At 57.8% G+C, this 24900-nt stretch carries 20 protein-coding genes; 9 read left to right on the forward strand and 11 right to left on the reverse strand.

Annotated features, from left to right (window positions below; all coding sequences use genetic code 11):
* Positions 1 to 4 precede the first annotated feature (4 nt).
* Both QZT71_RS01535 and QZT71_RS01540 read left to right on the forward strand, forming a co-directional pair.
* The gene (locus QZT71_RS01535) at positions 5 to 1378 is read left to right on the forward strand and encodes a TolC family protein (protein ID WP_295911419.1); all 1374 of its coding nucleotides are present in this window, start codon (positions 5 to 7) and stop codon (positions 1376 to 1378) included.
* The gene (locus QZT71_RS01540) at positions 1378 to 1956 is read left to right on the forward strand and encodes a TetR/AcrR family transcriptional regulator (protein WP_295911420.1); all 579 of its coding nucleotides are present in this window, start codon (positions 1378 to 1380) and stop codon (positions 1954 to 1956) included. Before QZT71_RS01535 ends, QZT71_RS01540 begins: the two co-directional genes overlap by 1 nt.
* Before the next feature lie 414 nt (positions 1957 to 2370).
* On the opposite strand, the gene QZT71_RS01545 is transcribed toward QZT71_RS01540, so the two are convergent.
* Positions 2371 to 4671, reverse strand: coding sequence for an LruC domain-containing protein (locus QZT71_RS01545; RefSeq protein WP_295911422.1), 2301 nt, complete (start codon positions 4669 to 4671; stop codon positions 2371 to 2373).
* Positions 4672 to 5222: 551 nt separating this feature from the next.
* Here QZT71_RS01545 and QZT71_RS01550 point away from each other — a divergent pair.
* From QZT71_RS01550 to QZT71_RS01560, 3 genes are read left to right on the forward strand one after another with little or no spacing between them, the layout of a single operon-like run.
* Positions 5223 to 6506: an aminotransferase class I/II-fold pyridoxal phosphate-dependent enzyme gene (locus QZT71_RS01550; RefSeq protein ID WP_295911424.1), complete on the forward strand. Its 1284-nt coding sequence runs from the start codon at positions 5223 to 5225 to the stop codon at positions 6504 to 6506.
* Positions 6506 to 7522, forward strand: a complete 1017-nt coding sequence (gene metX / locus QZT71_RS01555; RefSeq protein WP_295911426.1) for a homoserine O-acetyltransferase — start codon at positions 6506 to 6508, stop codon at positions 7520 to 7522. Before QZT71_RS01550 ends, metX begins: the two co-directional genes overlap by 1 nt.
* A 10-nt stretch (positions 7523 to 7532) precedes the next feature.
* A complete protein-coding gene (locus tag QZT71_RS01560) occupies positions 7533 to 8744 on the forward strand; it encodes a homoserine dehydrogenase (RefSeq protein WP_295911427.1) in 1212 nt (403 codons plus the stop codon).
* 72 nt (positions 8745 to 8816) lie between these two features.
* On the opposite strand, the gene QZT71_RS01565 is transcribed toward QZT71_RS01560, so the two are convergent.
* From QZT71_RS01565 to QZT71_RS01575, 3 genes are all read right to left on the reverse strand, one after another.
* On the reverse strand, positions 8817 to 10154 hold the full coding sequence (locus tag QZT71_RS01565; protein ID WP_295911429.1) for a fimbrillin family protein: 1338 nt from the start codon (positions 10152 to 10154) through the stop codon (positions 8817 to 8819).
* A 78-nt stretch (positions 10155 to 10232) separates the two neighbouring features.
* Positions 10233 to 11435: an MFS transporter gene (locus QZT71_RS01570; protein ID WP_295911431.1), complete on the reverse strand. Its 1203-nt coding sequence runs from the start codon at positions 11433 to 11435 to the stop codon at positions 10233 to 10235.
* Between the two features lie 90 nt (positions 11436 to 11525).
* Positions 11526 to 13031: a hypothetical protein gene (locus tag QZT71_RS01575; RefSeq protein ID WP_295911432.1), complete on the reverse strand. Its 1506-nt coding sequence runs from the start codon at positions 13029 to 13031 to the stop codon at positions 11526 to 11528.
* A gap of 145 nt (positions 13032 to 13176) precedes the next feature.
* On the opposite strand from QZT71_RS01575, the gene QZT71_RS01580 reads away from it, so the two are divergent.
* Positions 13177 to 13944: a CDGSH iron-sulfur domain-containing protein gene (locus QZT71_RS01580; protein WP_295911433.1), complete on the forward strand. Its 768-nt coding sequence runs from the start codon at positions 13177 to 13179 to the stop codon at positions 13942 to 13944.
* Positions 13945 to 14096: 152 nt separating this feature from the next.
* Here QZT71_RS01580 and QZT71_RS01585 read toward each other — a convergent pair whose 3' ends face one another.
* The 7 genes from QZT71_RS01585 to mtaB all read right to left on the reverse strand — a co-directional run bounded on the left by QZT71_RS01585 (position 14097) and on the right by mtaB (position 22092).
* The gene (locus QZT71_RS01585) at positions 14097 to 15374 is read right to left on the reverse strand and encodes a M64 family metallopeptidase (RefSeq protein ID WP_295911434.1); all 1278 of its coding nucleotides are present in this window, start codon (positions 15372 to 15374) and stop codon (positions 14097 to 14099) included.
* An 80-nt stretch (positions 15375 to 15454) separates the two neighbouring features.
* On the reverse strand, positions 15455 to 16426 hold the full coding sequence (gene floA, locus QZT71_RS01590; protein WP_295911436.1) for a flotillin-like protein FloA: 972 nt from the start codon (positions 16424 to 16426) through the stop codon (positions 15455 to 15457).
* A gap of 6 nt (positions 16427 to 16432) precedes the next feature.
* Complete coding sequence (locus tag QZT71_RS01595) at positions 16433 to 16906, reverse strand: NfeD family protein (RefSeq protein ID WP_295911438.1); 474 nt, start codon at positions 16904 to 16906, stop codon at positions 16433 to 16435.
* 44 nt (positions 16907 to 16950) lie between these two features.
* Entirely contained in the window at positions 16951 to 18513 is a 1563-nt protein-coding gene (locus QZT71_RS01600) for an SPOR domain-containing protein (RefSeq protein WP_295911440.1), read from the reverse strand.
* Positions 18501 to 19946 (reverse strand): TrkH family potassium uptake protein, encoded by a 1446-nt coding sequence (locus QZT71_RS01605; RefSeq protein WP_295911442.1) that lies wholly within the window; start codon positions 19944 to 19946, stop codon positions 18501 to 18503. The genes QZT71_RS01600 and QZT71_RS01605 overlap by 13 nt, the downstream gene beginning before the upstream one ends.
* 4 nt (positions 19947 to 19950) lie before the next feature.
* Positions 19951 to 20757: a hypothetical protein gene (locus tag QZT71_RS01610; RefSeq protein ID WP_295911443.1), complete on the reverse strand. Its 807-nt coding sequence runs from the start codon at positions 20755 to 20757 to the stop codon at positions 19951 to 19953.
* 36 nt (positions 20758 to 20793) lie between these two features.
* A complete protein-coding gene (mtaB, locus tag QZT71_RS01615; protein WP_295911445.1) occupies positions 20794 to 22092 on the reverse strand; it encodes a tRNA (N(6)-L-threonylcarbamoyladenosine(37)-C(2))-methylthiotransferase MtaB in 1299 nt (432 codons plus the stop codon).
* 100 nt (positions 22093 to 22192) lie between these two features.
* On the opposite strand from mtaB, the gene QZT71_RS01620 reads away from it, so the two are divergent.
* The 3 genes from QZT71_RS01620 to QZT71_RS01630 form a co-directional block, all read left to right on the forward strand.
* Positions 22193 to 23026 carry a metal ABC transporter permease gene (locus QZT71_RS01620; protein ID WP_295911446.1) on the forward strand — a complete coding sequence of 278 codons (834 nt, stop codon included), beginning with the start codon at positions 22193 to 22195 and terminating at the stop codon, positions 23024 to 23026.
* Positions 23023 to 24525 (forward strand): LptF/LptG family permease, encoded by a 1503-nt coding sequence (locus tag QZT71_RS01625; RefSeq protein WP_295911448.1) that lies wholly within the window; start codon positions 23023 to 23025, stop codon positions 24523 to 24525. The genes QZT71_RS01620 and QZT71_RS01625 overlap by 4 nt, the downstream gene beginning before the upstream one ends.
* On the forward strand, positions 24500 to 24900 hold a 401-nt coding region (locus QZT71_RS01630; protein ID WP_295911449.1), incomplete at its 3' end, for a 3,4-dihydroxy-2-butanone-4-phosphate synthase. The genes QZT71_RS01625 and QZT71_RS01630, both read left to right, overlap by 26 nt.

The raw sequence follows: 24900 nt of genomic DNA on the forward strand, positions 1-24900 counted from the left end.
CAAGATGAAAAAGTTAATTATCATACTGGCCGCAGCGGCCATGACCGGCTGCGGCATCTACAAGCCCTACACGCGTCCCGAGGTGAAAACCGACGGCCTGTACGGCACGGCCGAAACAGCTGACACGGCGACTATCGGCAATATCGGCTGGCAGGAAATGTTCCCGGATCCCTACCTGCAGAACCTGATACAACAGGGACTGGACAACAATACCGACCTGCAGTCGGCGCAGTGGCGCGTCAAGGAGGCCGAGGCGACGCTCAAATCGGCACGCCTGGCTTACCTGCCGTCGTTCAACTTCGCGCCGCAGGGCAACTTGAGCAGCTTCGACTGGGCAACGCCGTCGAAGACCTACAACATCCCCGTAACGGCAAGCTGGCAAATCGATATTTTCAACGGACTGACCAATGCCAAGCGCAAGGCCAAGGCACTCTACGCACAGAGCAAGGAGTACGAGCAGGCTGTGAAAACGCAGTTGATTTCGGGCATTGCAAACCTCTACTATACGCTGCTGATGCTCGACAGCCAGTACGAAGTGACCGAGCAGACCGCCGAAAAATGGCGCGAAAGCGTGCGTACGATGCGTGCGATGAAAGAGGCCGGCATGGCCACCGAGGCCGCCGTCGCCCAGTACGAGGGTACATGCCTTTCGATCGAAGCTTCCCTGCACGACCTGCAGTACCAGATTCGCCAGGCGGAGAACAGCCTCTGCTCGCTGCTGGCCGAAGGCCCGCACGAGGTGCAGCGCGGCCGCCTCGAAGGACAGCGGCTGCCCGCCGACCTGACGGTAGGCGTGCCCGTGCAGATGCTTTCGAACCGTCCCGACATCCGCAGCGCCGAATACTCGCTGATGCAGTCTTATTACGCGACCAGCGAAGCCCGTTCGGCCCTCTATCCGTCGATTACGTTGAGCGGCACGCTCGGATGGACCAACAGCAGCGGTATCAGGCTCGAGAATCCCGGTAAAATCCTGTGGTCGGCAGCGGCTTCGCTCCTGCAGCCCATCTTCAACGCCAATGCCAACCGCGCGCGCGTCAAGATTGCCAAGGCACAGCAGGAGGAAACCCGCCTGGCATTCCAGCAGGCCCTGCTCAATGCCGGAGCCGAGGTCAACAATGCCCTCACGCAGTGCCAGTCGGCACGCGCCAAGGCCGACCTGCGCGTAAAGCAGATCGAAGCGCTGGAGCGCGCCGTGGAGAGCACGGAACTGCTTATGCAGCACGGCTCGACGACCTATCTCGAAGTATTGACCGCACAGCAGTCGCTGCTTTCGGCCCAGCTGTCGCAGATAGCCGACCAGTTCGATGAAATTCAAGGAGTCGTGAATCTCTACCAAGCTCTCGGCGGAGGCCGGGACATGGCAGCGGAGGAGAAATAATGAAGCGGGGAGCGACCAGAGAGGAGATCATCCGCACGACGCAGGAACTCATCACCCGGAACGGCATACGTGCCGTCCGGGTGGATGAGATTGCGCAGACGCTGGGAATCTCGAAACGCACCCTTTACGAAATGTTCGCCGACAAGGACGACCTGGTAAATGCCTGCCTCGACTTTATGGGCAGCCGGCAGCGTGAACGCATCGCGTCCTACCGGAAACGGCACAGCCGGAGTTCGCTCCAGCGGGTTTTCAAACTCGTATACGAATACATCGACGCCCTTTACATGGTAGAGAGCAGTTTCCTGTCGGACATACGCCACAAAGTGATTTATGCCGAGCATTTCGACGAAAACCGGGAATTCTGGCGCAGCGAGCTGGCCCATCACCTCAACGGCAGCCGCGAAGAGCAACTGCTGCTGTCCGAAATCGAGCCGACATCGTTCGCAGACCGGATAATGGATACGATGCTCGAACTGCGGCTCAACAACGCCACCCGCGAAGAGGTTTACCTTTTCTGCCGGACGATACTGCGCGGCGCCGCGACCCAGTCGGGCATCGACCGCATCGACCGCAAATGACGCATATTATTCCGTAACACACCAAACACTCCGCAGCGGCAACGCTTGCGGAGTGTTTTTTCACCTCTCCCGGACGCAATCCGGGACAAATGCGGCCAGCCTCGGAAAAAGGCGGGAGGGTACCGGCACCAGCAGGCAGGCCGAGCCCCCTGCGGCGATACAGAAAGCTCGTAAAAACGCAAACAACTATACCTGCGGAACAGACCGGGGTAACGAGCGCAGGCGGGAATCCGCGACAGGAGGGCCATTCCGGAGAGCCCGACAGGCACAGCACGGGAATCCCGGCAGGAGCCGGACGGATACCAGACAGGGCCGGAGCGGCGGTAAAGCCGGCAATCGGAACCGCTCATACGGGCAAAAAAAGAAGGCTGCGGAATACTCCGCAGCCTTCTTATCTATCCGGCATTTTCCGGTCTAATAGAGCAGGTCGTCGTTGGCCTCGTCCTTATACCAGTATTTATGCTCGGCTCCGCCCGAAGCGGCCCACGCGCTGAAATAGGTATAAACGGTACGGATGTCGTTGCGTTCGACAGGGTAGCGGAATTCACCCGGGATACAGAGCGCCCACATCATATAGTTGTCCTTCATGCCATTGCCTTTGGAAATGTAGTACCTGTAAGGATCCGTTTCGACAAACGTGTTGCCCGAAACCACTGCGAAGCCGGTCGGCTGGCTGCCGGGCGTATGAATCTCGATATCGCGGCTGAATGTACCCGAACTGCGCTGGTTCACGACGATGAACGCATTGAGCGCCGATTCGATAATGGCACTTGCATCGACGGGCTGGGCAAACGTCACGGTCGTCGTATGCTTCACGGTGGGAACACTCTTGCCTTTCTGCGTATTGATATAGGTTCCCTCGCCCAGAATCTCCTGCGCCGTATTGAACAGCGGGATGATCGCCAGCTCGCTGCCGGTCTCGAGGTCGGGGCTTGCAAATGCGCCCTGTCCGAACGAGGTGTGCGTTGCCGTCACGCCGGCGACCTCCGAGGAGCGAACCTTATCCAACTGGATGGCAAAAGCGTTGAGGTGCGCGGCACCGGCTGCTTTCAGCTCCCAGTTGATGCGAATCAACTCCACCTTTCCGGTCGTCTTGCTGATGCGGCGGTCGACGCTGACAACCACGACGATGTCGTTCATGTCGTAATCGCCGATCCAGGGCCAGCCGTCTTCGAAGCAATAGGTGTAGGGAGCGCCTGCCACTTCGATGAAATCGGGTTCCGGTTCGGGATCCGGCGTTACAGGTTCCTTGCCGCCGTTGCATTTGCTCCCGGGAATCACGACCGTCTGCTCGGTGCGCATCACGGCGCCGCCCGTCAGGCTGCCCTCGTCGATGACATACTTCGTATCGGCGGTGTTATCGTATACGACTTCCATCAACCCTTCGAACTTCGTTCCGTAGTAACGCGAACTGATGCCTTTGTCACGGATTACGACCACGGCCATCAGCTGGTCTGCTGCGGCCTGGCTTATGATACGCACGTTGCCGCCCGACTTGCTCGCATTGTATTCGTCCATCGTGAAAATCGAACCGGCAGCAGCATACAGTTCCGTATTGCTGTTGAAGTAGACCGTCCCGGCGTCGAGTCCGGAGCCGGAAGCGATATAGAACTTGGCGCCTTCGGCAACGATGTCATCGGCCACGGTATGGCAGTTCACATAGAGCGTACCGCCGCCGCGCGCTTCGAGTTTATCCATCGCAGCCGTACCTTTCTGGAAAGTAACCGACTGGTTGGTCACGTAGAAAGTCCCGTCGATAGTGACCGAACCGTTCTCGCAGTTATGCAGCTCCGCATAGGTATTGAGCCGGAAATCCGCACTTTCCACCTTGCCGTCGTTGTACAGTTTCGCATGGTTGGTGACTTCCACATTACCGGCCTGCAGTACGGCCGAAGCCCCGTTGAAGAACTCGCAGGAGTTGTTCACGTTGAACAGCCCGTTGACGATGAACGTACCTTCGTTGACAACGGCCTTGCACGAAAAGCTCGTTCTTTCGGTCGTGAATGTACCGCCCTCGAAAACAAAAATCGCAGGGTTGACGGCATTCTTCTGCAAGTTGGCCTTCGCCTCCTGAATATAAACCTCACCGCCCGGAAGCACGGCAAGCGTTGCCTGGCCGATCGTATAGGACGAATTCAGCGTCAGCTTGCCCGCCACGTAGAGGATGGGAGTGGTGTTAGGGCTGAATGTACCGTTCAAGTTGATGTTGCCCGTAATCTCGGCGCCGGCGGGAATGTAGTATTCCGCGGCAGCGGCGTAGGGTTTGGAAATCCAACTCGCCCCGAGGTCGATATTGGAGGCCGGCGTCTGGCGGATAATAGCCCCCTCTTCGAAATCTGCCTCGCTTTTGGCCGCAATCTGCGGATAGGAGGGCATCGAACTCTCTTCACCGCCGCGCGTCGCGGCAGCCATACGGATTTGCGGAACCGCGGCGCTCTGCATCACGGCTCCGGCTACATTCACCGAAGCGGCTACGGGTTTCATAACCACCGAAACCGTACCGTCGGGCAGGGTAGTCTGCACATAAATGTTCTCAACTCCGGCAGGCAGGGTCACTGCCGTCGAGAACGTAGGCTGCGAAGCTTTCACCACCCCCATGGCCACGACGTTTCCGTCGGCCAGGATCGGTGACGAATAGATTCGGACAACGGCATATTCGGGTGCGGCACCGCCTGTGTTCGGCATACCCACCGTTACCGTTGCGTCACGGGTCATTTTCCAATAAAAGTCCTTTGGAATAGTTGTAGAGGTCTGGTTGTCGTCCCCTCCCTTACTGAATTCTTTTTGACAGGCGCCTGTCAATACCGCGACCAGCAACAAAATTGCTGCGTTAAGTCGTTTCATCATAAAATAGAAAATTTTTAGTCAATCCCTTGTGCGTTATGCACATTCTTCACAACGCAAAGATAATCATTATTTTTAATATTCAAACTTTTCGGCTCATTTATTCCACAATAAAGCCCAGACTCGTAAATCGGCATGCAAATTTGCAGCCGCGAAACGGCCATTTTTCAAAAAAATGCGCAGAAAGGGTAGCGGGAACCAAAAAATTCCTATATTTGCACCACAGGACAACATCCGAAAGCAGAATAATGATTGCAACGACGACATACACCGACAGGTGCCGCGGAATGCTCCGCGACATGACTATGGGTATGATGTGCATGTGCAACCGATTCCGCCGGGTGTAGCCTTTACGTGTGCACGAACGATACAATCCGGCTTCCTTGAGGTCGGATTTTTTTGTAACGATTAAAAAACGAAATATGGCTGAAAAAAATTACCGTTTCGAAACGCTGCAGGTCCACGCCGGACAGCAGCCCGATCCCGTAACCGGCGCACGCGCGCTGCCGATTTACCAGACGACCTCTTACGTCTTCGACAGCGCCGAGCAGGGTGCGGCACGCTTCGCCCTGCGCGAAGAGGGCAACATCTACACCCGTTTGAGCAACCCGACGACCTCGGTGTTCGAAGAACGCATGGCCGCACTCGAGGGAGGTACGGCCGCCGTGGCCGCAGCATCGGGCATGGCCGCCCAGTTCCTGGCCCTGGGCAACATGGCCGGCATGGGCGACAACATCGTCAGCACCTCGTTCCTTTACGGAGGGACATTCAGCCAATTCAAATATACGCTCGCGCGCATGGGCGTCGAAGTCCGCTTCGCCGACGGCGACGACATCGGCAGCATCGCCTCGCTGATCGACCGACGAACGAAAGCAATCTACCTGGAAACCATCGGAAATCCCGAATTCAACGTTCCCGATTTCGAGCCGATCGTAGAACTGGCGCACAAACACGGCATCGCCGTGGTGACGGACAACACGTTCGGTGCAGGCGGCTACCTCTGCCGGCCCGTCGAGTGGGGCGTGAACGTCGTAACCCACTCGGCGACCAAATGGATCGGCGGCCACGGCACGAGCCTCGGCGGCGTAGTGGTCGACGGAGGCAATTTCGACTGGGGCAACGGCAAATACCCGGCTTTGAGCGAGCCTTCGGAGGGATACCACGGATTCAACTTCTGGAAAGAGTGCGGCAAGACGGCATTTGCGACCCGAACCCGCTGCGAAGGGCTGCGCGACATCGGGTCGTGCATCAGCCCGTTCAATGCGTTCCTGCTGACGCAGGGCCTCGAAACCCTTTCGCTGCGTGTGCAGCGCAGCGTGGACAACGCCCTCGCAATAGCCGAATGGCTGGAAGCGCATCCCCGCATCGAGCACGTCAGCTATCCGGGACTCAAGAGCAGCAAGTACCACGCCCTGGCGAAGAAATACCTGCGCAACGGTTTCGGCGGCGTGCTGACGTTCCGCGTAAAGGGAAGCGCCGAACAGGCATCGAAAATCGTCGACAACCTCGGCCTGATCAGCCACCTGGCCAACGTCGGCGACGCCAAGACACTGCTGATACACCCGGCCTCGACGACGCACGCCCAGCTGAACGAGCAGGAGCTCGTCGCCTCGGGCGTCTATCCCAACCTGCTACGGCTGTCGCTCGGAATCGAACACATCGACGACATAAAAGAAGACCTGAACGAAGCCCTGAAACACCTGTAATGGAACCGCATATTTACATAGCGCCCGGGCCGTTCCTGCTCGAAACGGGACACACGCTGCCGGAGTTGAAAATCGCTTACCACACCTACGGCACGCTCAATGCGGCGCGCGACAACGCCGTATGGGTATGCCACGCCCTGACGGCCAACTCGGACGTGGCGGACTGGTGGCCGCACACGGTCGAGGCGGGATGCTTCCTCGACCCGGCACGCCATTTCGTCGTCTGTGCCAACATCCTCGGCTCGCACTACGGCACCACGGGCCCGCTGCACGTGAACCCGGCAACCGGGACACCTTATTATAAGGATTTCCCGCCGTTCACAATCCGCGATATCGTGCGCGCGCACCAACTGCTCGCGGACGCACTCGGCATCGACCGCATCGACACGCTCGTAGGCAGTTCGGTCGGGGGATTCCAGGCTATCGAATGGGCCGTGGCGGAACCGCAGCGCATCGGCAAACTCATCCTGATTGCCACGGCGGCAAAAGCGTCGCCGTGGAGCATCGCCATCGACGAAACACAGCGTATGGCCATCGAGGCCGACACGACATTCGGACAGCCGCGCGACGATGCGGGCATGGCCGGGCTCGCCGCAGCGCGCGCACTCGGGCTGCTGACCTACCGGGGCTCGCTGGGGTACAACCTCACCCAGCAGGACTGCGAAGAGTGTCCCGCCGTACACCGCGCCTCCACCTACCAGCAATACCAGGGAGAGAAACTCTGCAAACGCTACAACGCCTATTCCTATTACGCCATACTCGATGCGTTCGACACACACGACGCCGGACGCGGGCGGGGCGGGGTAGCGGCGGCACTCGCACGCATCGAAGCACGCACCATCGTAATCGGCATCACGACCGACATCATCTTCACCCCGGCCGAGATGCGCGAACTGCACGGCATGATTGCCGGAAGCAGCTATGTAGAAATCGACTCGCCGTTCGGACACGACGGATTCCTGGTCGAGCACGGGCAGTTGAACGACATCCTCATCCCTTTCATGAACAATCAATAACAAGCAGCATATGAGCAAAATCAAAATCGGCCTGTTCGGGTTCGGCGTCGTCGGACAGGGCATCTACCAGGTAGTGCAGAAATCGAAGAACGCCCACGCCGAAATCGTGAAAATCTGCGTCCGCGACCCGGAAAAACCGCGTAAGGTCGAGGTCGACAAGTCCCTTTTCACGACCTCGGTAGACGACATCCTCGACAACCAGAACATCAACCTGATCGTCGAGGTTATCGACAACGCCGATGCCGCTTACAGCATTGTAAAACGGGCGTTGCTGCGCGGCATTCCCGTCGTTTCGGGCAACAAGACGATGCTCGCACACCACCTTCCGGAGCTGATCGAGATACAGAAGACCCGCAACGTGGCGCTGCTTTACGACGCCTCGTCGTGCGGCTCGATTCCCGTAATCCGCAACCTCGAGGAGTACTACGACAACGACCTACTGCTGGAGGTCAAGGGTATCCTGAACGGTTCGTCGAACTACATCCTGTCGCGCGTGTTCGACCACAAGGACAGCTACGCCAACGCCCTGGCGCAGGCACAGGCGCTGGGCTTCGCCGAAAGCGACCCTTCGTTCGACATCGAGGGGTACGATTCGCTTTTCAAACTGGTAATCATCACGGTACATGCACTGGGCACGTATGTCGCCCCGGAGCGCATTTTCACCTACGGCATCTCGACCATCCACGACTCGGACATCCAGTATGCGCGCGAGAAGAACGTGAAGATAAAATTGGTGGCGCAGGTGGTCAAGGTGAGCGATGAACATTTCACGATGTTCGTCATGCCGGAATTCGTGACGCCCTCCAAATACATTTACAGCGTCGACGACGAGTATAACGGCGTGGTGATTCGCGGCGAATGCTACGACCGCCAGTTCATGTTCGGCAAAGGCGCCGGAAGCCTGCCCACCGCCTCGTCCATCCTGAGCGACATCATGGCCCGCCTGAACAATTACCGCTACGAGTACAAGAAACAGAGTTACATGCAGAAGCCCGACTATACGACGGACATCACGCTGAAGATTTATGCCCGGTACAAGGACACGGACGTGCACGGGATTCTCAATTTCTCGAAGATACACGAACAGTACACCAGCGAAGAGAGCAATTACGTCATCGGCGACATCCTGTTGAGCGAGCTGCTCGCCAAACGCAGCCAGCTCTGCGGAGAGGACGTATTCCTGGCCAATATTCCGATATTCTTCCTGAACCGCGACAACTGATGCGGCAATTCATGAAAGAGCGGGCTCCCCGAATTGTTCGGGGAGCCCGCTCTTTCATACCTCACCGCGTTGCTACAAGTCTTTCACACACCGCAGCGAAACGCCGTTTCCCGCCGAATAGGGAACCGTCTCGGGTTTACCTCCGCTCGCGAGGAAATACAAGGCACTGTAGGTAGCGCCTCCGTCGGAAGTCGTGCAACTCATCAGGTATCCTTTCGTTTCGGAAATATAGCGTCTATCCTCGGCGTTCCACATCCCGGCACAGGTAAAGAAAGCGTCCGTATACTCGGGGCTGGCGACCAGTTGCTGCAACTCCGTAATATCCGGGATATGCCATCCCGGGGGACAAATCCCCTGCACGGGCGTACCGGCCGCCGCATCTCCGATTGCCGTCCTGAAACTGTACAGCATGCCGCGCTCCGCGACATACTCCGTGTCCACGGCTTCCGCATTGCCCCGGCAGGGATACCAAACGCCGTTTTTAAGCAACGCCTCGTCGGGCACATAACGCAGGCTCTGCGTCATCCACTCCCTATCGCCGAAGGAGGCTGTCCGGTAGGTCGCACCGGCATAGGCAAGCGTCCCGGAACCTCCGCCGCTGCCGCCGTCGCCGAGCGAACCGCCGTCCACCCAATCGCCGATTTCACCGCTCAACTTCACTTCGATGTCGATATTGGTCACATCGACCGACATGTCGTAACGCCTTCCGCCTTCGAGCAGGGCGGACGAGAGGGTCTTGGTATGGCTTTTTCCGTCGGCGGTCGTCACCGTAACGGTCAGGGCCGCCTGCTGCGGCACGAGAATCGCACGATACGCAGCATCGGGCGTCACCTCGAACGCCCTGACATTGGCCGCTGCCGCGCCGGCCTTGACCGAAGCAGCCGGCACGTCGAAATCGATCTCCGCGACGGGAACCAGCCCTCCGACGGTAACTCCGGACACAGGTGAATCGGAACTGTTGGCAACGACGATTGTCAGCTGCGAGAGCAGATGGTTGAAAAGCATCCCGACCGGAGCCGAGGCGGGTGCAGCATCCTTTTTCACCGCGACGAGCAAATCGGACGAAGCCGTGCCGGCCGTCTGGTCGGCGGCGACGGTGAATTCGGCGGGCATGCCTTTTTCATCATAAGGATAATAGGCCGTCAGCGTCGATTTTTCATGCATGCCGCCGTACCACACCAGCCCGGAGGCAAAGGCAGCCCCGTCGTAGGCCATTTCGACATTCCCGGCATAAATTTCCGAGCCTTTGGTTATGGTGACTCCGATCCGGTCACCAGTATCGAAATACATCCCCGTAACACGGGTCGAAATTGTCGGGGCTATCCGGACGAGGTAGACGTCGGATTCGGACTTTGCACAGCCGGCAGCGACGAAGACAATCGTCCATGCCGCAAAAAACATTTTTTTCATGGTTGGTAAGGCGCAATGAGGGTTAGTGACTTTTCAGCACAAATTTAAACCTTTTTGCGTTATTACCAAGCTATTTCATCAGTTTTTATAATAGGATTCATCGAGGCCGAGCGTAAAATTGTCCCGGCGGCGGAACGTGAAGACAGCGGCGGCAAGCACCAGCGCTGCGTTGAAGAAAAACGGAAACCGGTCGCTGTGCGTGCCGAAGATATGGCGGAGGATGTCCACGATAAAGGGACACACCATTACGGCCAGGTAGTTCATCGCCATGACGAACGACAGGGCCAGCGTCGCCGAACGCGGCGGAGCAATCGTCGCCGCCTTGTCGTAAACGACAGGCTGCATTACCCCGTAACCGAACCCGGCGCACAGTACGCCGATGACCAGCATCGCCTTGTCCCGGAAAATGCCGACGCACAGCAGTCCCGCACAAACCAGCCCGAGCGACACGAGATTGACATTACGCTTCAGCAGACGGATGATGTTGTCGATGAACAGTCCGGGCAGCATGATTGCCAGGAAAAAAAGCGAGATAAGCACCCCCGAGAAAGAGCTGTCGATTTTGTAGTCGTCGACAAGGAATGCAGTGTAGAACGTCACGACCAGCACGGCAAAGGTAATGAAGAAGTAGAACAGCATCAACTCGACGAGCTTGCGGCGATCGATCATCTTATGGCGCCGCTGAATACTCTGCTCGGGTTCCGGCTCCGAACGGCGGCGCTTGAGGAAAAACGACAGCACCAGCGAGACTCCCGGCAGCGTGTAAACCAGAAAAGGCAGGTGCCAGTCGACATTGGCCAGGTAGCCCGTCACGACGGTGGCCAGCACGAGGGTCAGGTTGTTAATCGAAGAGCTCAAGCCCAGCTGGCGCACCCGGTAATCGCCCGTGAAATAGTCGACGACCAATCCCGTGGACAACGGAATCACCATCCCCGCGCCGATTCCCAGAATGCAGCTGATGACAATCAGCCACGCCATGCTCTTGGCGAACAGGCAGGCCACTCCGCTCAAGAAAAAGACGGAAAGCCCGACCATAAGTATCTTGAGGTTGTCCCTGCCCACGGAAAGCTTTCCCGAAAGCAGCACGAACGGAATGATAAGCAGCGACGGAAGCGACGTCAGCATCTGTATCTCGAGGTCGGTAGCCTCCGGAAATATTTTGTTCAGGTCGCCGAGGATAGGGGAGATGGCAAGACCCGGAAGCGAGGCGATGGCCGAAACCGACCAAATCGCCAGCAATACCATAAGCGAGATAGTACCTTTTCCTGTTTTGATTTTCATTGCCCGTGGATTTACCGCCCACACAGCAACTGTTATACCAAACAAAACGGGCCGGCATGTTGCCGGCCCGTTATCTCATACCCGGTTCGCCTACCGCGTTCTCACCTTTACGCAGCGCACCTGCATGCCGTTGGAACGGTATTGGAGTGCCGATTCCTGCACGTTGCTGGTTTCGACGTCACTCTTGTTGAACCAGAAATAGAACGCCGAAGACTTCCTCTCCGCGGCAGCCAGCGTCGTCCAGTAGTAACCGACCCAGGGCTGGTTATAGAGTGCCGTATTACGGGTTTGCTTGTCCTGCACGGGAGTGGGATAGAAATTCTGGATGCTTCCGCCGCCCTCGTTTTCATCCGAGATGTTCCGGTAGATGCGGCGGCCTGCACCGATGAAGAGCGACTCGGACGCACCGTCGGTCAGCGTCCAGCCGAATTTATCGTAATACGGCTCATAGCCGACATCGAGCGGCTCCTTGATTGCAAGGCCCTTGAAAGCCGCCGAGGGAGCGACGCGCCATCCGTAAGGACAGGGGTCGTTTACGCTTTTGGAACCGACGTTGTCATCGGGCGACCAACTGCCGGCGTCCTCGTTCCAGCGCCAGTCGTAACCCGATTCGGAAGTCCCGAGAATAAACGTCACGGGATTCTGCACGGCATACTCCGCCGTACCCGTTTCGGCACTCGATTCCACCGTCTTCAGGTAGACACGGCCGCCGGTACCGCTGTACATGGTCGCAGAGGCCCCCTGGCTGGCCTGATAGGTATCCGGGCCGATGAACGGGTCTTTGCGGCCCCACTGGTAGTAGAGGCCGTACGAAGCGAGGATTTTATCCGATGACGAATTATCGTTGTCGAGCGCCCCGAGGTTACGCGACATCATCGTATAGCCGTTGAAGTCGACCGAACCGCCCTCCGCATCGGGATTGTAATCCGCAACCCACACATGCCAGCTCCAAAGCAGTACGCCGTCGGCATCGTAGGCACCGACAATGGCATTGCCGCGTTTGATAATATTATCGTTATCGCTGTCGGCACCGACATAGAACGACGCTTTGCCGTCTTCGAAATCCAGGTATTGCAGCAGGCCCGATTTGGACTGCCACACGATACCTACGTGGTCGGTAGCCAGCTGGGAGCCGTCGCCCCGGCGCATGGCATCGAACAGGTAGTTCGTCTCTTTCTGCGTCGCGATATAACTGTTGGCCACCTTGTTGCCTTCGCTCAAATCCTCCGTCGACACGATCCCCACGAAAAGCGTCGCCGATGCAATCGACCCGCCCGGTGTCGTCCCGGACAGCGAGAAAGAACCCGTTCTGACGGCATCGCCGCTCTCGATGTCTTCGGCCGAAGGAGCCGTAACCACGAGCGTACCGGCAACCAGGTCGATAGTCGGCTCGCTCCATCCGGCAGGTTTGCTCGTCACGGAGATCGTCTTGATGTTACTGACCGAGAACGTCACCGTTTCCGTGCCGCCCGCCGCTGCAAAAAACACTGCGGAAGAGTCGAGCATGATTTTGCCCGAATCCTTGTCCTTGCTGCACGCCGCAATGAAAACCGCTGCGGTCACAACCACGGTCATCAGCCTTACGAATCCTTTCATATTACTTATATTTACTGAAATCCAGTTAAAAAAATCTTTGCAAAGATACCAAAAAGCGGGATAAATCCTACAAGGACATCCCAAATAATTTATTTGGGAATAATTATTGCCGCTTATCCTTAAACGGATTATAAATGCAAATAGTATGTCCAGATTGAAAATTGAAACGGGAAGCTCCCCCGCAAAGGAGCGTTTCAGCATCACGGTAACCGAGAAAGGACCCTATCTGGTTTACGGCCGGCCGCCGCTGGCCGAGCAATTCATCATGCCCAACGAGCTCAACGAGAGCTGGTATTTCCAGGAGGGCAAACATTTTTCGACCGAATCGGAGCCGACGGCACTTTGCCGCTGCGGGGTTTCACACCGCAAACCCTACTGCGACGGAAGCCACGAAACCGCCCGTTGGAACCCCGAGCTCACGGCGGTTCCCGACTCGCTGCTCGACGAAGCGGAAGTAATCGACGGGGGAACGCTCCAGATGACCGACAACGAAAAATACTGCGTTTTTGCACGTTTTTGCCACCCGCACGGCGATGCATGGACGCTGACCGAGGAGTCGGACGATCCCGAGGCACGCAAATTGGCGATTCGTGAGGCCTCGATGTGCCCCAGCGGCCGCCTGATGGCCTGGGACAAAGATACGATGAAGCCCTACGAGTTCCGTTTCGAACCGGGCCTGGGGCTTATCGAAGACATCACCATCGGCGCCAGCGGAGGCCTGTGGCTCCGCGGCGGAATCCCCATGCGGCGCGAAGACGGCCGCACCTATGAAATCCGCAACCGCGTAGTCGTCTGCCGCTGCGGCCAGTCGGCCAACAAGCCCTACTGTGACGGCACGCACGCCGCGATCAAGTGGAAAGACAACCTGGAGGGCGAACCCGTAGGCGAAACGCTGCCCGAAGAGGTTTACTGACAACCAGGATGTAACTGCGCCAGCCGATACAGCCGCAAACGGCACTTCTCCGGCGAACTTCGCAACATAAACTCACCCCTGCCGCAGCGCATTGCAGCAGGGGTGAAGCCGTTTAAGACGGGGAGTTATCGGACGCCATATTTCATTCGCCCTTACCGGCAGATGAAATCGATATAGTCGCAGATGGCCTTCGTGCAGACGGGGCAGAACTTATCCGTGCGGTGCAGGTTGTTCATCAGGCAGTTCCGCCACGGGCGGTAGACCCCCTCGGCAGCATATCCTCCGCCCTCGAAAACGCCCACGACACCGTCGTATTCCGCGGTATCGGGCGTCGGCACAGGTGTTCCCGGCGGCACCATCGCTTTCCAGAACTTATCCCCGAAACGGACGAGCGTCGTCAGGTTCGGCTCCCATGGTTCGACGTCTTTCGCATACATGTCGTCGTACGAAGTCGTACCCACGTATTCGTCGCCCAGTCCGAGCAGCAGGTGGCCGAATTCATGCACATAGATTTTCCCGGTTCGCGTGGGGTGGTGCGCAGCGCTGATGCCGTAAAAATTGAAAATCCCCCCGCCGCCGTATTTCTGGGTATTCGACAGCACGTAGATATAATCGTAGGGTACATGCGCCGCGATGTCGCGCACGCGCTGGAAGTCGGTGACCATCTGGTACCGCTCCGAATCGAACGTATAGAACTCCGCCCCGCAGGCCGTATTGCGCCAGACATGCTCGCCCGGAATCGTCACGCCCGATTCGGCGGACGGAGCCCACACGGCGCGGATGTTGAAGCGATAGGCATTCTCCTTATAAGGCGAATAGCTGAAAAACTCGCGGGCGAACTCCCGGCAGGCGGATTCGAACTTCGCCCGCTCTCCGGCGGCATACCCCTCGGGCAGCAGCACGATGTCGACCCGCCGCGCGGGATTGCCGCTGTACGCCACTTCGAACGTTTCGTAACGGGGCGTAAACTGCACGATGAAATAGGAAGCGGGATCGATATTCTGGCCGAACCGTTTCTCGAAACGCCCCTTGGCATCACGACCGAAGATTTCGATGCGGCACGGGCGTTTGGGATAGGGAAAGACCACCGACTCGGGGTAGGAGCGGCGTATGCTGTCGGCCTCGGCCGTGCCCTGCCACTCGTTGAAAAGCGTACAGAAACCCCGCGAGTAGATTTCCTGCCCCGAAGCACGGTCGACGATACGGAAATACTGGTTACCGTACCCCGTCGTGTCGAGCAGCGACACTTTCGACCCGGCCCAGTAGGGTTCCGCCTTCAGTTCGTCGAAAAAATACTCCTCCGAACGGCTGTCGCCGCTGTGGTAATAGTCGAAACGCATCGTCCTGTCGAGGAACCAGTCGTCGAAACGCACCTGCGCCGAAGCGGCCGTACAAGCGCCGAGGAACAGCAAAACAAGCATTTTTTTCATAGTCCGGAAATTATTTGCCCAAATATACAAAAAAAGAGGCGCGGATGAAATCCGCGCCCCCTGAACATCTCCCCGAAAGGTTATTTTTTCTCCGGCCGGGCGATGGTTTCGCGCATCGTCGTGTCGGCCATGATGTTTTTCATCTTGTAGTAATCCATGATGCCCAGATTGCCGTTGCGGAACGCCTCGGCCATCGCCAGCGGCACTTCGGCCTCGGCGAGAATCACCTTGGCGCGCGCGTCCTGCGCCTTGGCCTTGTTCTCCTGTTCGAGCGCTACGGCCATGGCCCGGCGCTCTTCGGCTTTGGCCTGTGCGATATTCTTGTCGGCCTGCGCCTGGTCCATCTGCAACTGGGCGCCGATATTCTTACCTACGTCGATGTCGGCGATGTCGATCGAAAGGATTTCGAAAGCGGTGCCGGCATCGAGCCCCTTTTCGAGCACGACGCGGGAAATCGAATCGGGATTCTCCAGTACAATCTTGTGCGAAGCGGCCGAACCGATCGACGATACGATACCCTCGCCGACACGCGCCAGCACGGTTTCCTCACCTGCGCCGCCGACCAGCTGCTTGATATTGGCACGCACCGTAACGCGGGCCTTGGCAATCAGCTGAATGCCGTCTTTGGCCACGGCAGCCACGGGAGGCGTATTGATGACCTTGGGGTTCACCGACATCTGCACGGCTTCGAACACGTCGCGGCCGGCGAGATCGATGGCCGTAGCCATCTTGAAGTCGAGCATGATATTGGCTTTCTGCGCCGATACCAGCGCATGCACCACGTTGGTGACGTTACCGCCCGCCAGATAGTGTGCTTCCAGTTCGTTGGGGTTGAGCTCCAGTCCGGCTTTCGTGCTCTCGATCATCGAAGACACGATTGTCGAGGGCGGCACCTTGCGCCAGCGCATCAGGATGAGCTGCAGCAGGCTGACACGCACGCCCGACACCAGCGCCGAGAACCACAGTCCCACCGGAATGAAATAGAAGATGAGCCAGATGGCAAAAAGGCTCACGAAAATTATCAGAACAATTAATCCTGCCTGCATATCCATAATAGTCTATTTTTTGGTTGTTTTTACAATGACACTGAAATTTTCGAAGCCCACGACTTCGACCTCCCGCCGCGGGTCGACGTATGCGTCGAGCGACTTGGCTTCGTAGATTTTACCCCCGACCTCGATCTTCCCCATCGGCGAAAGGCGCGAAAGGGTCGTGCCGCGATCGCCCACGTTCAGTTCCTGCTCGGGCGTGGTGGGCATGCTCGACGAGTTGATTTTCTGCTTGAGCGAGAAGCGCTGCCACGTCTTGGCGCGCAGGGAGATGACCGTCGCAACGAGCGACAGCACCAGGATAACCAGCACCACCAGCGTCCCCGTCACGGGACCGTAATCACGATACGCGAGGTAAATGGAACTGCCGTAGCAGACCAGCGAAAGGACGGCGCCGATCGACACGCCCGGCAACAGCACCAGTTCGGCCACCAGGAAGAGCAGGCCGAACACAATCAGGAGTACAATATAGAACATCGTCATAAAGGGTTGTTGAATATTGCACTAAAGATAAGGATTAATTTCAATTATTCCGCAATTTCCGCGACTTTTATTTCCAAAGCGGGGTCGGTTTGCGTTATCGCGGCCGCCACCCGGTCGGCCACGGCCTTGTCGTCGAACATCCCGACGACGAACAACTGCTGTCCCACACGCGAAAGTTCGCACCCCTCGGCCGTATCGGCAATCACGGTCTTCACGTCGTCCGACAACGCCTCGGTGCCGGTAATCTCGACCCGGTAGACAATCTGCTGCGCCTCGGGATCGCTCGAAAGGTTGCGGTATTCGCCGTCGGTCCAGACTACGATCTCGGGCCGGACGAAGCCTTTGGATTTCAACAGCTTCTGTGCAGCCTCGGCCTCCTCTTTCGTGGCGAATCCCCCGGCGTAGTAACACCACTTCTTATCCTCGTTCACCAGGTAGGAGAGCGGGTATGCGCCCCGGAAAGTCGAAACGGCCCGCTTGGTATTGAACGTCCCGAGCAGGATACGGTAAATCGTCCCGTGCTCGTAGACCCGGCACTCGGGAATCGGATGCTGGTAGCTGTATTTCGGCGTCGCGGAGAACGCGATACTGTCGTAATCGAGGAAATAGCGCTCGGCCACATCGATTCGCGGCAGGCGGAAGTCGATAGCCTCCAGTTGTGCGGCCACGCCGCGCAGGGAATCGCGTGCCGAAGTCAGCCCCAGCACGTCGGCTACGGCCGTTTCATACCCGACGAGCACCTTCTTGCGCAGGAAGTAGTCGGTCACGGCATCCGACGCTGTTTCGCCGCGCACGGCCGACAACTGCCGCGCGGCCTCCGCGAGCCGCTCCTCTTCGCGTGCCAGAATTTCGTCCTGCCCCTGCATGTCCATCAGGTAGCCGTAGGCGTAATTCTTGTTGTCGAAGATATAGTTCCACACCCCGGAAAGCGAATCCGCCAATACGCGGTTGAAACCCTGCAGGGTGTTGTATTTGTCGTAAATCGCGACGGCATCCGCCTCAATCTGCGCCGCGGCATAGGCCTCGGCCAATTCGGAAATCGTACCGTAATTGGCGAAATAACGGTTCACATAATCCACGGCCCCGAGCTCCAGCCCCTGCGCTTCGAGCAGGGCGGCGTAGTCGGCTTCGGGCAGCTGCTCGCGGAAACAGGGGTTGTAAATCAGGTTGCGCACCTTGAGTGAATCGGGAAGCGCCGCAGGATTCCCGGCAGCAGGTTCGGCGGGCTGTGCAGCCGCACCGTTCAGGTTGGCCAGCACCCACTCCTGCTCGATGGTGTTAATCCTGCCGATGAGGCGGCCCTTGGCATTGCGCACCTCGAATATCCGGCTTTCGAGCTGCAGGATATCCTGCGAATACCGCTGCCGGTTCGCCGGGTCTTCGCGCAACTGCTTGCGGGCCCGCTCCACGGCGTTGACAATCGAATCCTCGCGCATTTGCAACTGCGCGTCTTCGCGCAGGAGCGACATATATTCCTCATTGCCCTCGAGCCCGGCAATACGGGGTTCGACAGCAAGTTGCTGCGCATGCAGGCTCCCACAGCCCAGCAGCGCCGCACATACCAGTATGTAAGTCTTACGAAACAACATCTCGGTTATCTCCACCATTTAATGAAAAAGAGTTGTATGAATCCGAAAATCTCCAGACGTCCCAACAGCATCAGCAGCGAATTGGAAAGCTTGAAGGCGGCCGGTACCGCCGAAAAATTATCCATCGACCCCACCTCGCCGAATCCGGGCCCGACGTTGCCAATCGAGGCCACCGAGCCGGAAAAGCTGGTCATCAGGTCTACGCCGAACATCGTGCCGAACACCGTACCGGCAAGAATCAGCATCAGGTACGCCACAATGAATATCATGACGGAATGCAGGAATTCCGACTCCTGAATCACCCCGTCCAGCTTGATACGGATAACGGCGTTCGGATGCTGCTGCTGGCGCAGCCGCGTACGCATCATCTTCATGGCCAGCACCAGCCGGTTGACCTTGATACCGCCCGCCGTCGAGCCCGCACAAGCACACACGATAGAGCCGAATATCAGCAGGATAACCGCAAACGACGTCCACTGGTTGGAGTCGGCCGTCGCAAAACCGGTCGTCGTCACCAGCGACACGAACTGGAACAGCCCGTGGCGGAACGCCAACGTGAAGGTCGGGAAGATATTCGCCGCAAAAAGGCTGATGGCAATCAGCAGGCCACCCGCGAACAACATGCCGAAGTACCAGCGCGTCACCTCCGAACGGAAAATATTATTGCGTTTGCCCGTCACCGTGGCGTAAATCAGCCCGAAGTGGATACCAGCAGTCATCATCGTGAAAATCAGAATCGTGTCGATCATCGGGCTGTTGAAATAGGCGACACTGGCATTCTTGGTCGAAAAACCGCTCGTGGCGCACGCCGACATGGCATGGCAGAGCGCATCGAACCAGTTCATGCCCGCCATCTTGAGCAGCAGGGTAGACAGCACGGTAAGCCCGACATAGACCACCAGCAGTATCTGCACGATAATCTGGGTGCGGTAACGGTAGTTATCCTTGGCAAGCGTCGACAACTCCACATTGGAAAGCGTCATCTTGTTGCGGCCCAGCGAGGGCAGAATCAGCAACGCGAACATCACCACGCCCATACCTCCGACCCAGGTGGTCGAGAAGCGCCAGAACTGCAGGCCCCGGGGCAGCACTTCGATGTCGTTGAGAATCGTCGACCCGGTGGTCGTAAATCCCGAAACGCTTTCGAACCATGCATTCACCAGACTGAATTCCCCGCCCCAAATCAGGTAGGGAAACATCCCGACGACGCAGGCCACCAGCCACGAACCGACCACGATGCAGAAGCCCTCCTTGTTGGTAATCTGCTCCTTGCGCTCGACGAATATCAGCGGGAAAGCCCCCAGCAGGGCGGTGAGCAGCGAAGAGAGCAGCAGGGGATAGAATGCCGAATCCATGCCGCTGACGTAGGAAATACCCGCCGACAGGAGCATGAACAGCGCGATGAACAACATCACGACCCCGACATATCGTAAAACCACATCTACACGCATCTGGTCAGGCTTTTGTCTGCTTGGAATTGGAAACGGTTATCAGGGTTTCGATTTTCTCTTTCAGCTCCAGCACTTCGTCCTTGCAGTCGGCTTTGACCGTAAACGGTATACGGAACGAGAGGTAATCGCCCAGGCCCTTGTTCATCCGGACGATGGGATTCACACAGTAAACCGACATGAAGTAATAGAGCATCAGCACGATGGCAATCATCACGGCCAACGATATGAGCACGGGAGTCACGGCCCGGTAGGCATTCTTCTTCATCTGTTCGGCACGCGGGGCCAGTGAACTCTGCGTCGAGGTCATATAATTCTTGATGGCCGAAGTCAGGCGGCCGTACAAAGCCTCGTACTCGTTGCCGTACCACTTGATGCCTGCGGAATCGGGGCGTAGTATACCCGCCGCAGGAGCCACCGGCACCGCCGTATCGGGAGTGCCGAAAGCGAGGTAATTGTCGGTCAAAAGGCGCAGTTCGGTCGTGGCGAAAGCCAGCGAATCGAGAAACGACTTCTCGAGCGCTTCGCTCTGGGCCACGAGCAGCGTATTCTCCAACCGCTCCAGGCTCCTGCGGCACAGGCTGTCGTAGGAACGGTCGCCGAACACAGAAAGACGGATCAGCGCCACGTTCTGTTCGTGGGCGGCATCGAGCATCTCCTTGGCCAGCTCGATGTTACGCTTGTTCGCCTTGAGTATCTCGCCCGTATCGCGGCTCAAATGGCTCAATTCGACGAACGAAACCATACCCGAAAAAAACAGCAGGCAGACGATGCTTAAAAAGCCGACCGTCACTCTTCTGCGCAAACCCGTCATATTGCTTTTAATTTTTATACCTGCAAATATAGTGATTTAATCCAGAATATCACCCATCAAATCGTGAGATTCGTCCATCTCCCCGAGCTTTACCCGGCAGATGGTGTTGACGCGGGCCTTGTCGTAAGGCGCTTTCACCCGGCGGTAACTGCCCGTATAGCCAAACATCATGCCGCCGCGCCTCGTACTCTCGAACAGCACCGTATCCTCGCTTCCGGCGGCCCGGGCGCAAAATGCCCCGTGCAGCTCCGCGCAAAGCACCTCCAACTCCCCGACACGGCGCGTGGCCACCGACGGCTGCACCTTGCCGGGCAAGTCGACGGCCGGGGTTCCGGGCCGTTCGGAAAAGGGAAAGATATGCAGAAACGCCGGTGCCAGACCGGCGAGGAAGTCATAGGTCGTGCGGAAATCCTCTTCCGTTTCGCCGGGGAAGCCGACGATCACATCAATGCCGATAAACGCGTCGGGCATCAGCCGCCGGACGGCGGCAATCCGGTCGGCGAAACGCGCCGTGGTGTAGCGGCGGCGCATCAGCCCCAGTATCTTGTCCGAACCGCTCTGGAGCGGGATATGGAAGTGATGCTGGAATTTAGGCGAGGCGGCGCAAAATGCTATTATCTCATCCGTCAGTAAATTCGGTTCGATGGACGAAATACGATAGCGCTCGATCCCGTCGACTTCATTCAGCGCACGCAGCAGGTCGATGAACTTCTCACCCGTCGTACGGCCGAAATCCCCCGTATTGATACCCGTTATAACGATTTCTTTCTGCCCGGCGGCCGCAATCTGGCGGGCCTCCGCAACCAAATCGGCGACAGGCATGTTGCGGCTGCCGCCCCGGGCATAGTGGATGGTGCAGTAGGCGCACTTGTAGTCGCAACCGTCCTGCACCTTGAGGAAAGCGCGCGTGCGGTCGCCGCTCGAGAAGGCCGCGAAAAACGAGGTCAGCGAATCGGTATCACAACTGTAAACCTGCGCACGGCCCTTGCCCGACAATTCGACCACCCGTTTATATAACTCTCCTTTATCATTGTTGCTCAATACAATGTCTACGCCGTCGATTGCCGCTATTTCCTGCGGTTTCAACTGGGCGTAACAACCCGTCACGGCAATGATGGCACCGGGATTGCGGCGGTGCAGCTTGCGAATCAGGTTGCGGCATTTTTTGTCGGCGTGCTCGGTCACCGAACAGCTGTTGATGACACATATATCGGCCTCGGCGTCGGGCGCCACGCGCACGAACCCGCCCTGCTCGAACTCCCGCGCAAGGGTAGAGCTCTCCGAAAAGTTGAGCTTGCAGCCGAGGGTATGGAAATTGACTCTGCGTTGTTGCATAAAATGTCGGTTTTACCGGGCGAAATTACGAAAACTGCACGAAAAGGGAGGTCTTTTCCGATAAAAAAGCGTAAATTTGCGCGCAATTAAAGAACGAGGCATGGAATTTTTCAGCGACCTGATTCAATACGGCTACCTGTCGAACGCATTGGCGGCCTGTGTCCTGTCGGGCATAACCTGCGGCGTGATAGGCACCTACGTCGTATGCCGCCGGATGGTTTTCCTATCGGGAGGCATCACGCACGCCTCGTTCGGCGGCTTGGGCATCGCCTTTTACCTCGGGGCCAATCCCATTGCCGGGGCGATGATATTCGCCGTGCTTTCGGCACTGGGCATCGAGTGGGCCGGAAGCCGAGGCCGCATCCGCGAAGATTCGGCCATCGGCATCATCTGGTCGGTAGGCATGGCTGTCGGGGCGCTTTTCATGAGCCTGCGGCCGGGTTACACCTCGGGCGACCTCTCGGCTTACCTGTTCGGCAGCATCGTCACGGTGACGCACGCCGACGTCGTGGCGCTCGCCATCCTGACCGCAGCTATCATCGCAGGGGCGCTGCTGTGGCTGCGGCCCGTGATGTACGTGGCTTTCGACCGCGACTTCGCCCGCAGCCGGGGCATTCCGACGCGCGTAATCTCCTACGTCATGGCGGCGCTGATTGCCGTTACGATTGTCCTCTCGATCCGCATCATGGGCATCGTCCTGCTCATCTCGCTGCTCACCATGCCCGTGGTCATCGTCAACGCACTCTCCCGGTCATACCGCACCGTCACCCTCGGCGCGCCGCTCATCGCCGTGGCGGGAAATGTCGCGGGACTCGTCGCGAGCTACAATTTCGAAGTTCCGCCCGGCGCCGCCATAATATTTACGCTCACCCTTACGCTTATTATAGTAAAACTATTACCTTTGCGTCAGAAAAAAGCCGGATCCGCCGCATGAAAACCATCCACAAACTCGTTCTGAAAGCCTATCTGGGGCCGATGGTGCTCACATTCTTCATCGTGATGTTCGTCCTGATGATGAACATCGTGTGGCGCTATATCGACGAACTGGTCGGAAAGGGTTTGAGCGCCGGCATCATCATCGAGCTGATGACCTATTTCATGGCCAACATGATTCCGCTGGGACTGCCGCTGGCCATGCTGCTGGCGGCGATCATGACCATGGGCAACCTGGGCGAGAACTACGAACTGCTGGCGATGAAATCGGCCGGCATGTCGCTCATACGCATCACCAAGCCGCTGATTATCCTGGTGAGCGTAATCGCCGTAGGCAGCTTCTTCATCGGCAACAACCTCGTGCCGTACGCCAACAAAAAGGTATACAGCATCATCTACGACATCCGCCAGCAGAAACAGACCCTCGAATTCCAGGACGGCCTGTTCTTCAACGGCATCGACAACATGTCGATTCGCGTCAGCAAACAGGATCCCGAAACCCACCTGCTGCGCGACGTGCTGATTTACGACAACCGTTCGGCCAACGGCGACATGAACACCATCGTGGCCGACTCGGGCTACATCCGCCTGTCGGACGACAAGAAATACCTGCTCGTGACGCTGTTCAACGGCGAAACCTACGAGCAGACCCGCAGCAGCCAGTGGTTCACCCAGAGCAAACTGCGCCACCACATTTTCGACCGGCAGAACCAGACCATCCCCATGGAGGGTTTCGCCATGCAGCGCAGCGACGACAACCAGTTCTCGAACAGCCAGACCAAGAATATCAACGAGCTGCAGCACGACATCGACTCGCTGGAGAAGATGGTCAACAACGCCACGACCCGCTCGTACGAACCCCTGCTGAAAGAGCAGATTTTCGCGCGCGACAACTCCGTGCTGCCACAGCCCGACAGCCTGCGCATCGACCGCAGCAAGTTCCGCGACATGTTGGCTACGGACTCGGTTTCCGTGCTCGGGACCCGGGAGAAAGAACGCATCTGGAATCAGGCACGCACTCTCGCGAAAAACTCGCGCAACATGTTCTCGTTCGACGAGTCGGCAGCCAAGGAGGCGCTCAACCAGCTCTACCGCAGCAAGGTCGAATGGCACAAGAAAATGTCGCTCCCGGTATCGATTATGATTTTCTTCCTGATCGGCGCGCCCCTGGGTGCCATCATCCGCAAAGGCGGACTGGGACTTCCGGTCGTCGTGTCGATTATCTTCTTCGTAATCTACTACATCATCAGCCTGTCGGGAGAGAAACTGGCCAAAGAGGGTAGCTGGGAGGCCGTGTACGGCATGTGGCTGTCGACGTTCATACTCACGCCGATCGCCGTGTACCTGACCTACAAGGCCACGAACGACTCGGCGCTGCTCGACACGGACTGGTACGCCGGGAAACTCAAGGCGCTGCGCGAGCGGATGCAGCCTGCGATCAATAAATTGAAAAACGCTATAAAACTCAAACGACATGGCAAAAGACACGATTCTGAATAGTGTAGAAGAGGTTATCGAAGATTTCCGCAACGGCAAGGTGGTAATCGTCGTGGACGACGAAGACCGCGAGAACGAAGGCGACTTCATCGTGGCGGCGGAAAAAATCACGCCCGAAATCGTGAACTTCATGCTTAAGGAGGGACGCGGCGTACTCTGCGCCCCGCTTTCGGAAGACCGCTGCGAGGAGCTCGGGCTCAACATGATGGAGGAGAACAACACCTCGCTGCTGGGCACGCCGTTCACCGTGACCGTCGACCTGCTGGGGCACGACTGCACCACGGGCGTTTCGATTCACGACCGCGCAGCGACCATCCGCGCACTGGCCAACCCCGCGACGCGGGCCACGGATCTCGGCCGTCCGGGACACATCAACCC

The sequence above is a fragment of the uncultured Alistipes sp. genome (assembly GCF_902388705.1).
Lineage (GTDB): Bacteria > Bacteroidota > Bacteroidia > Bacteroidales > Rikenellaceae > Alistipes.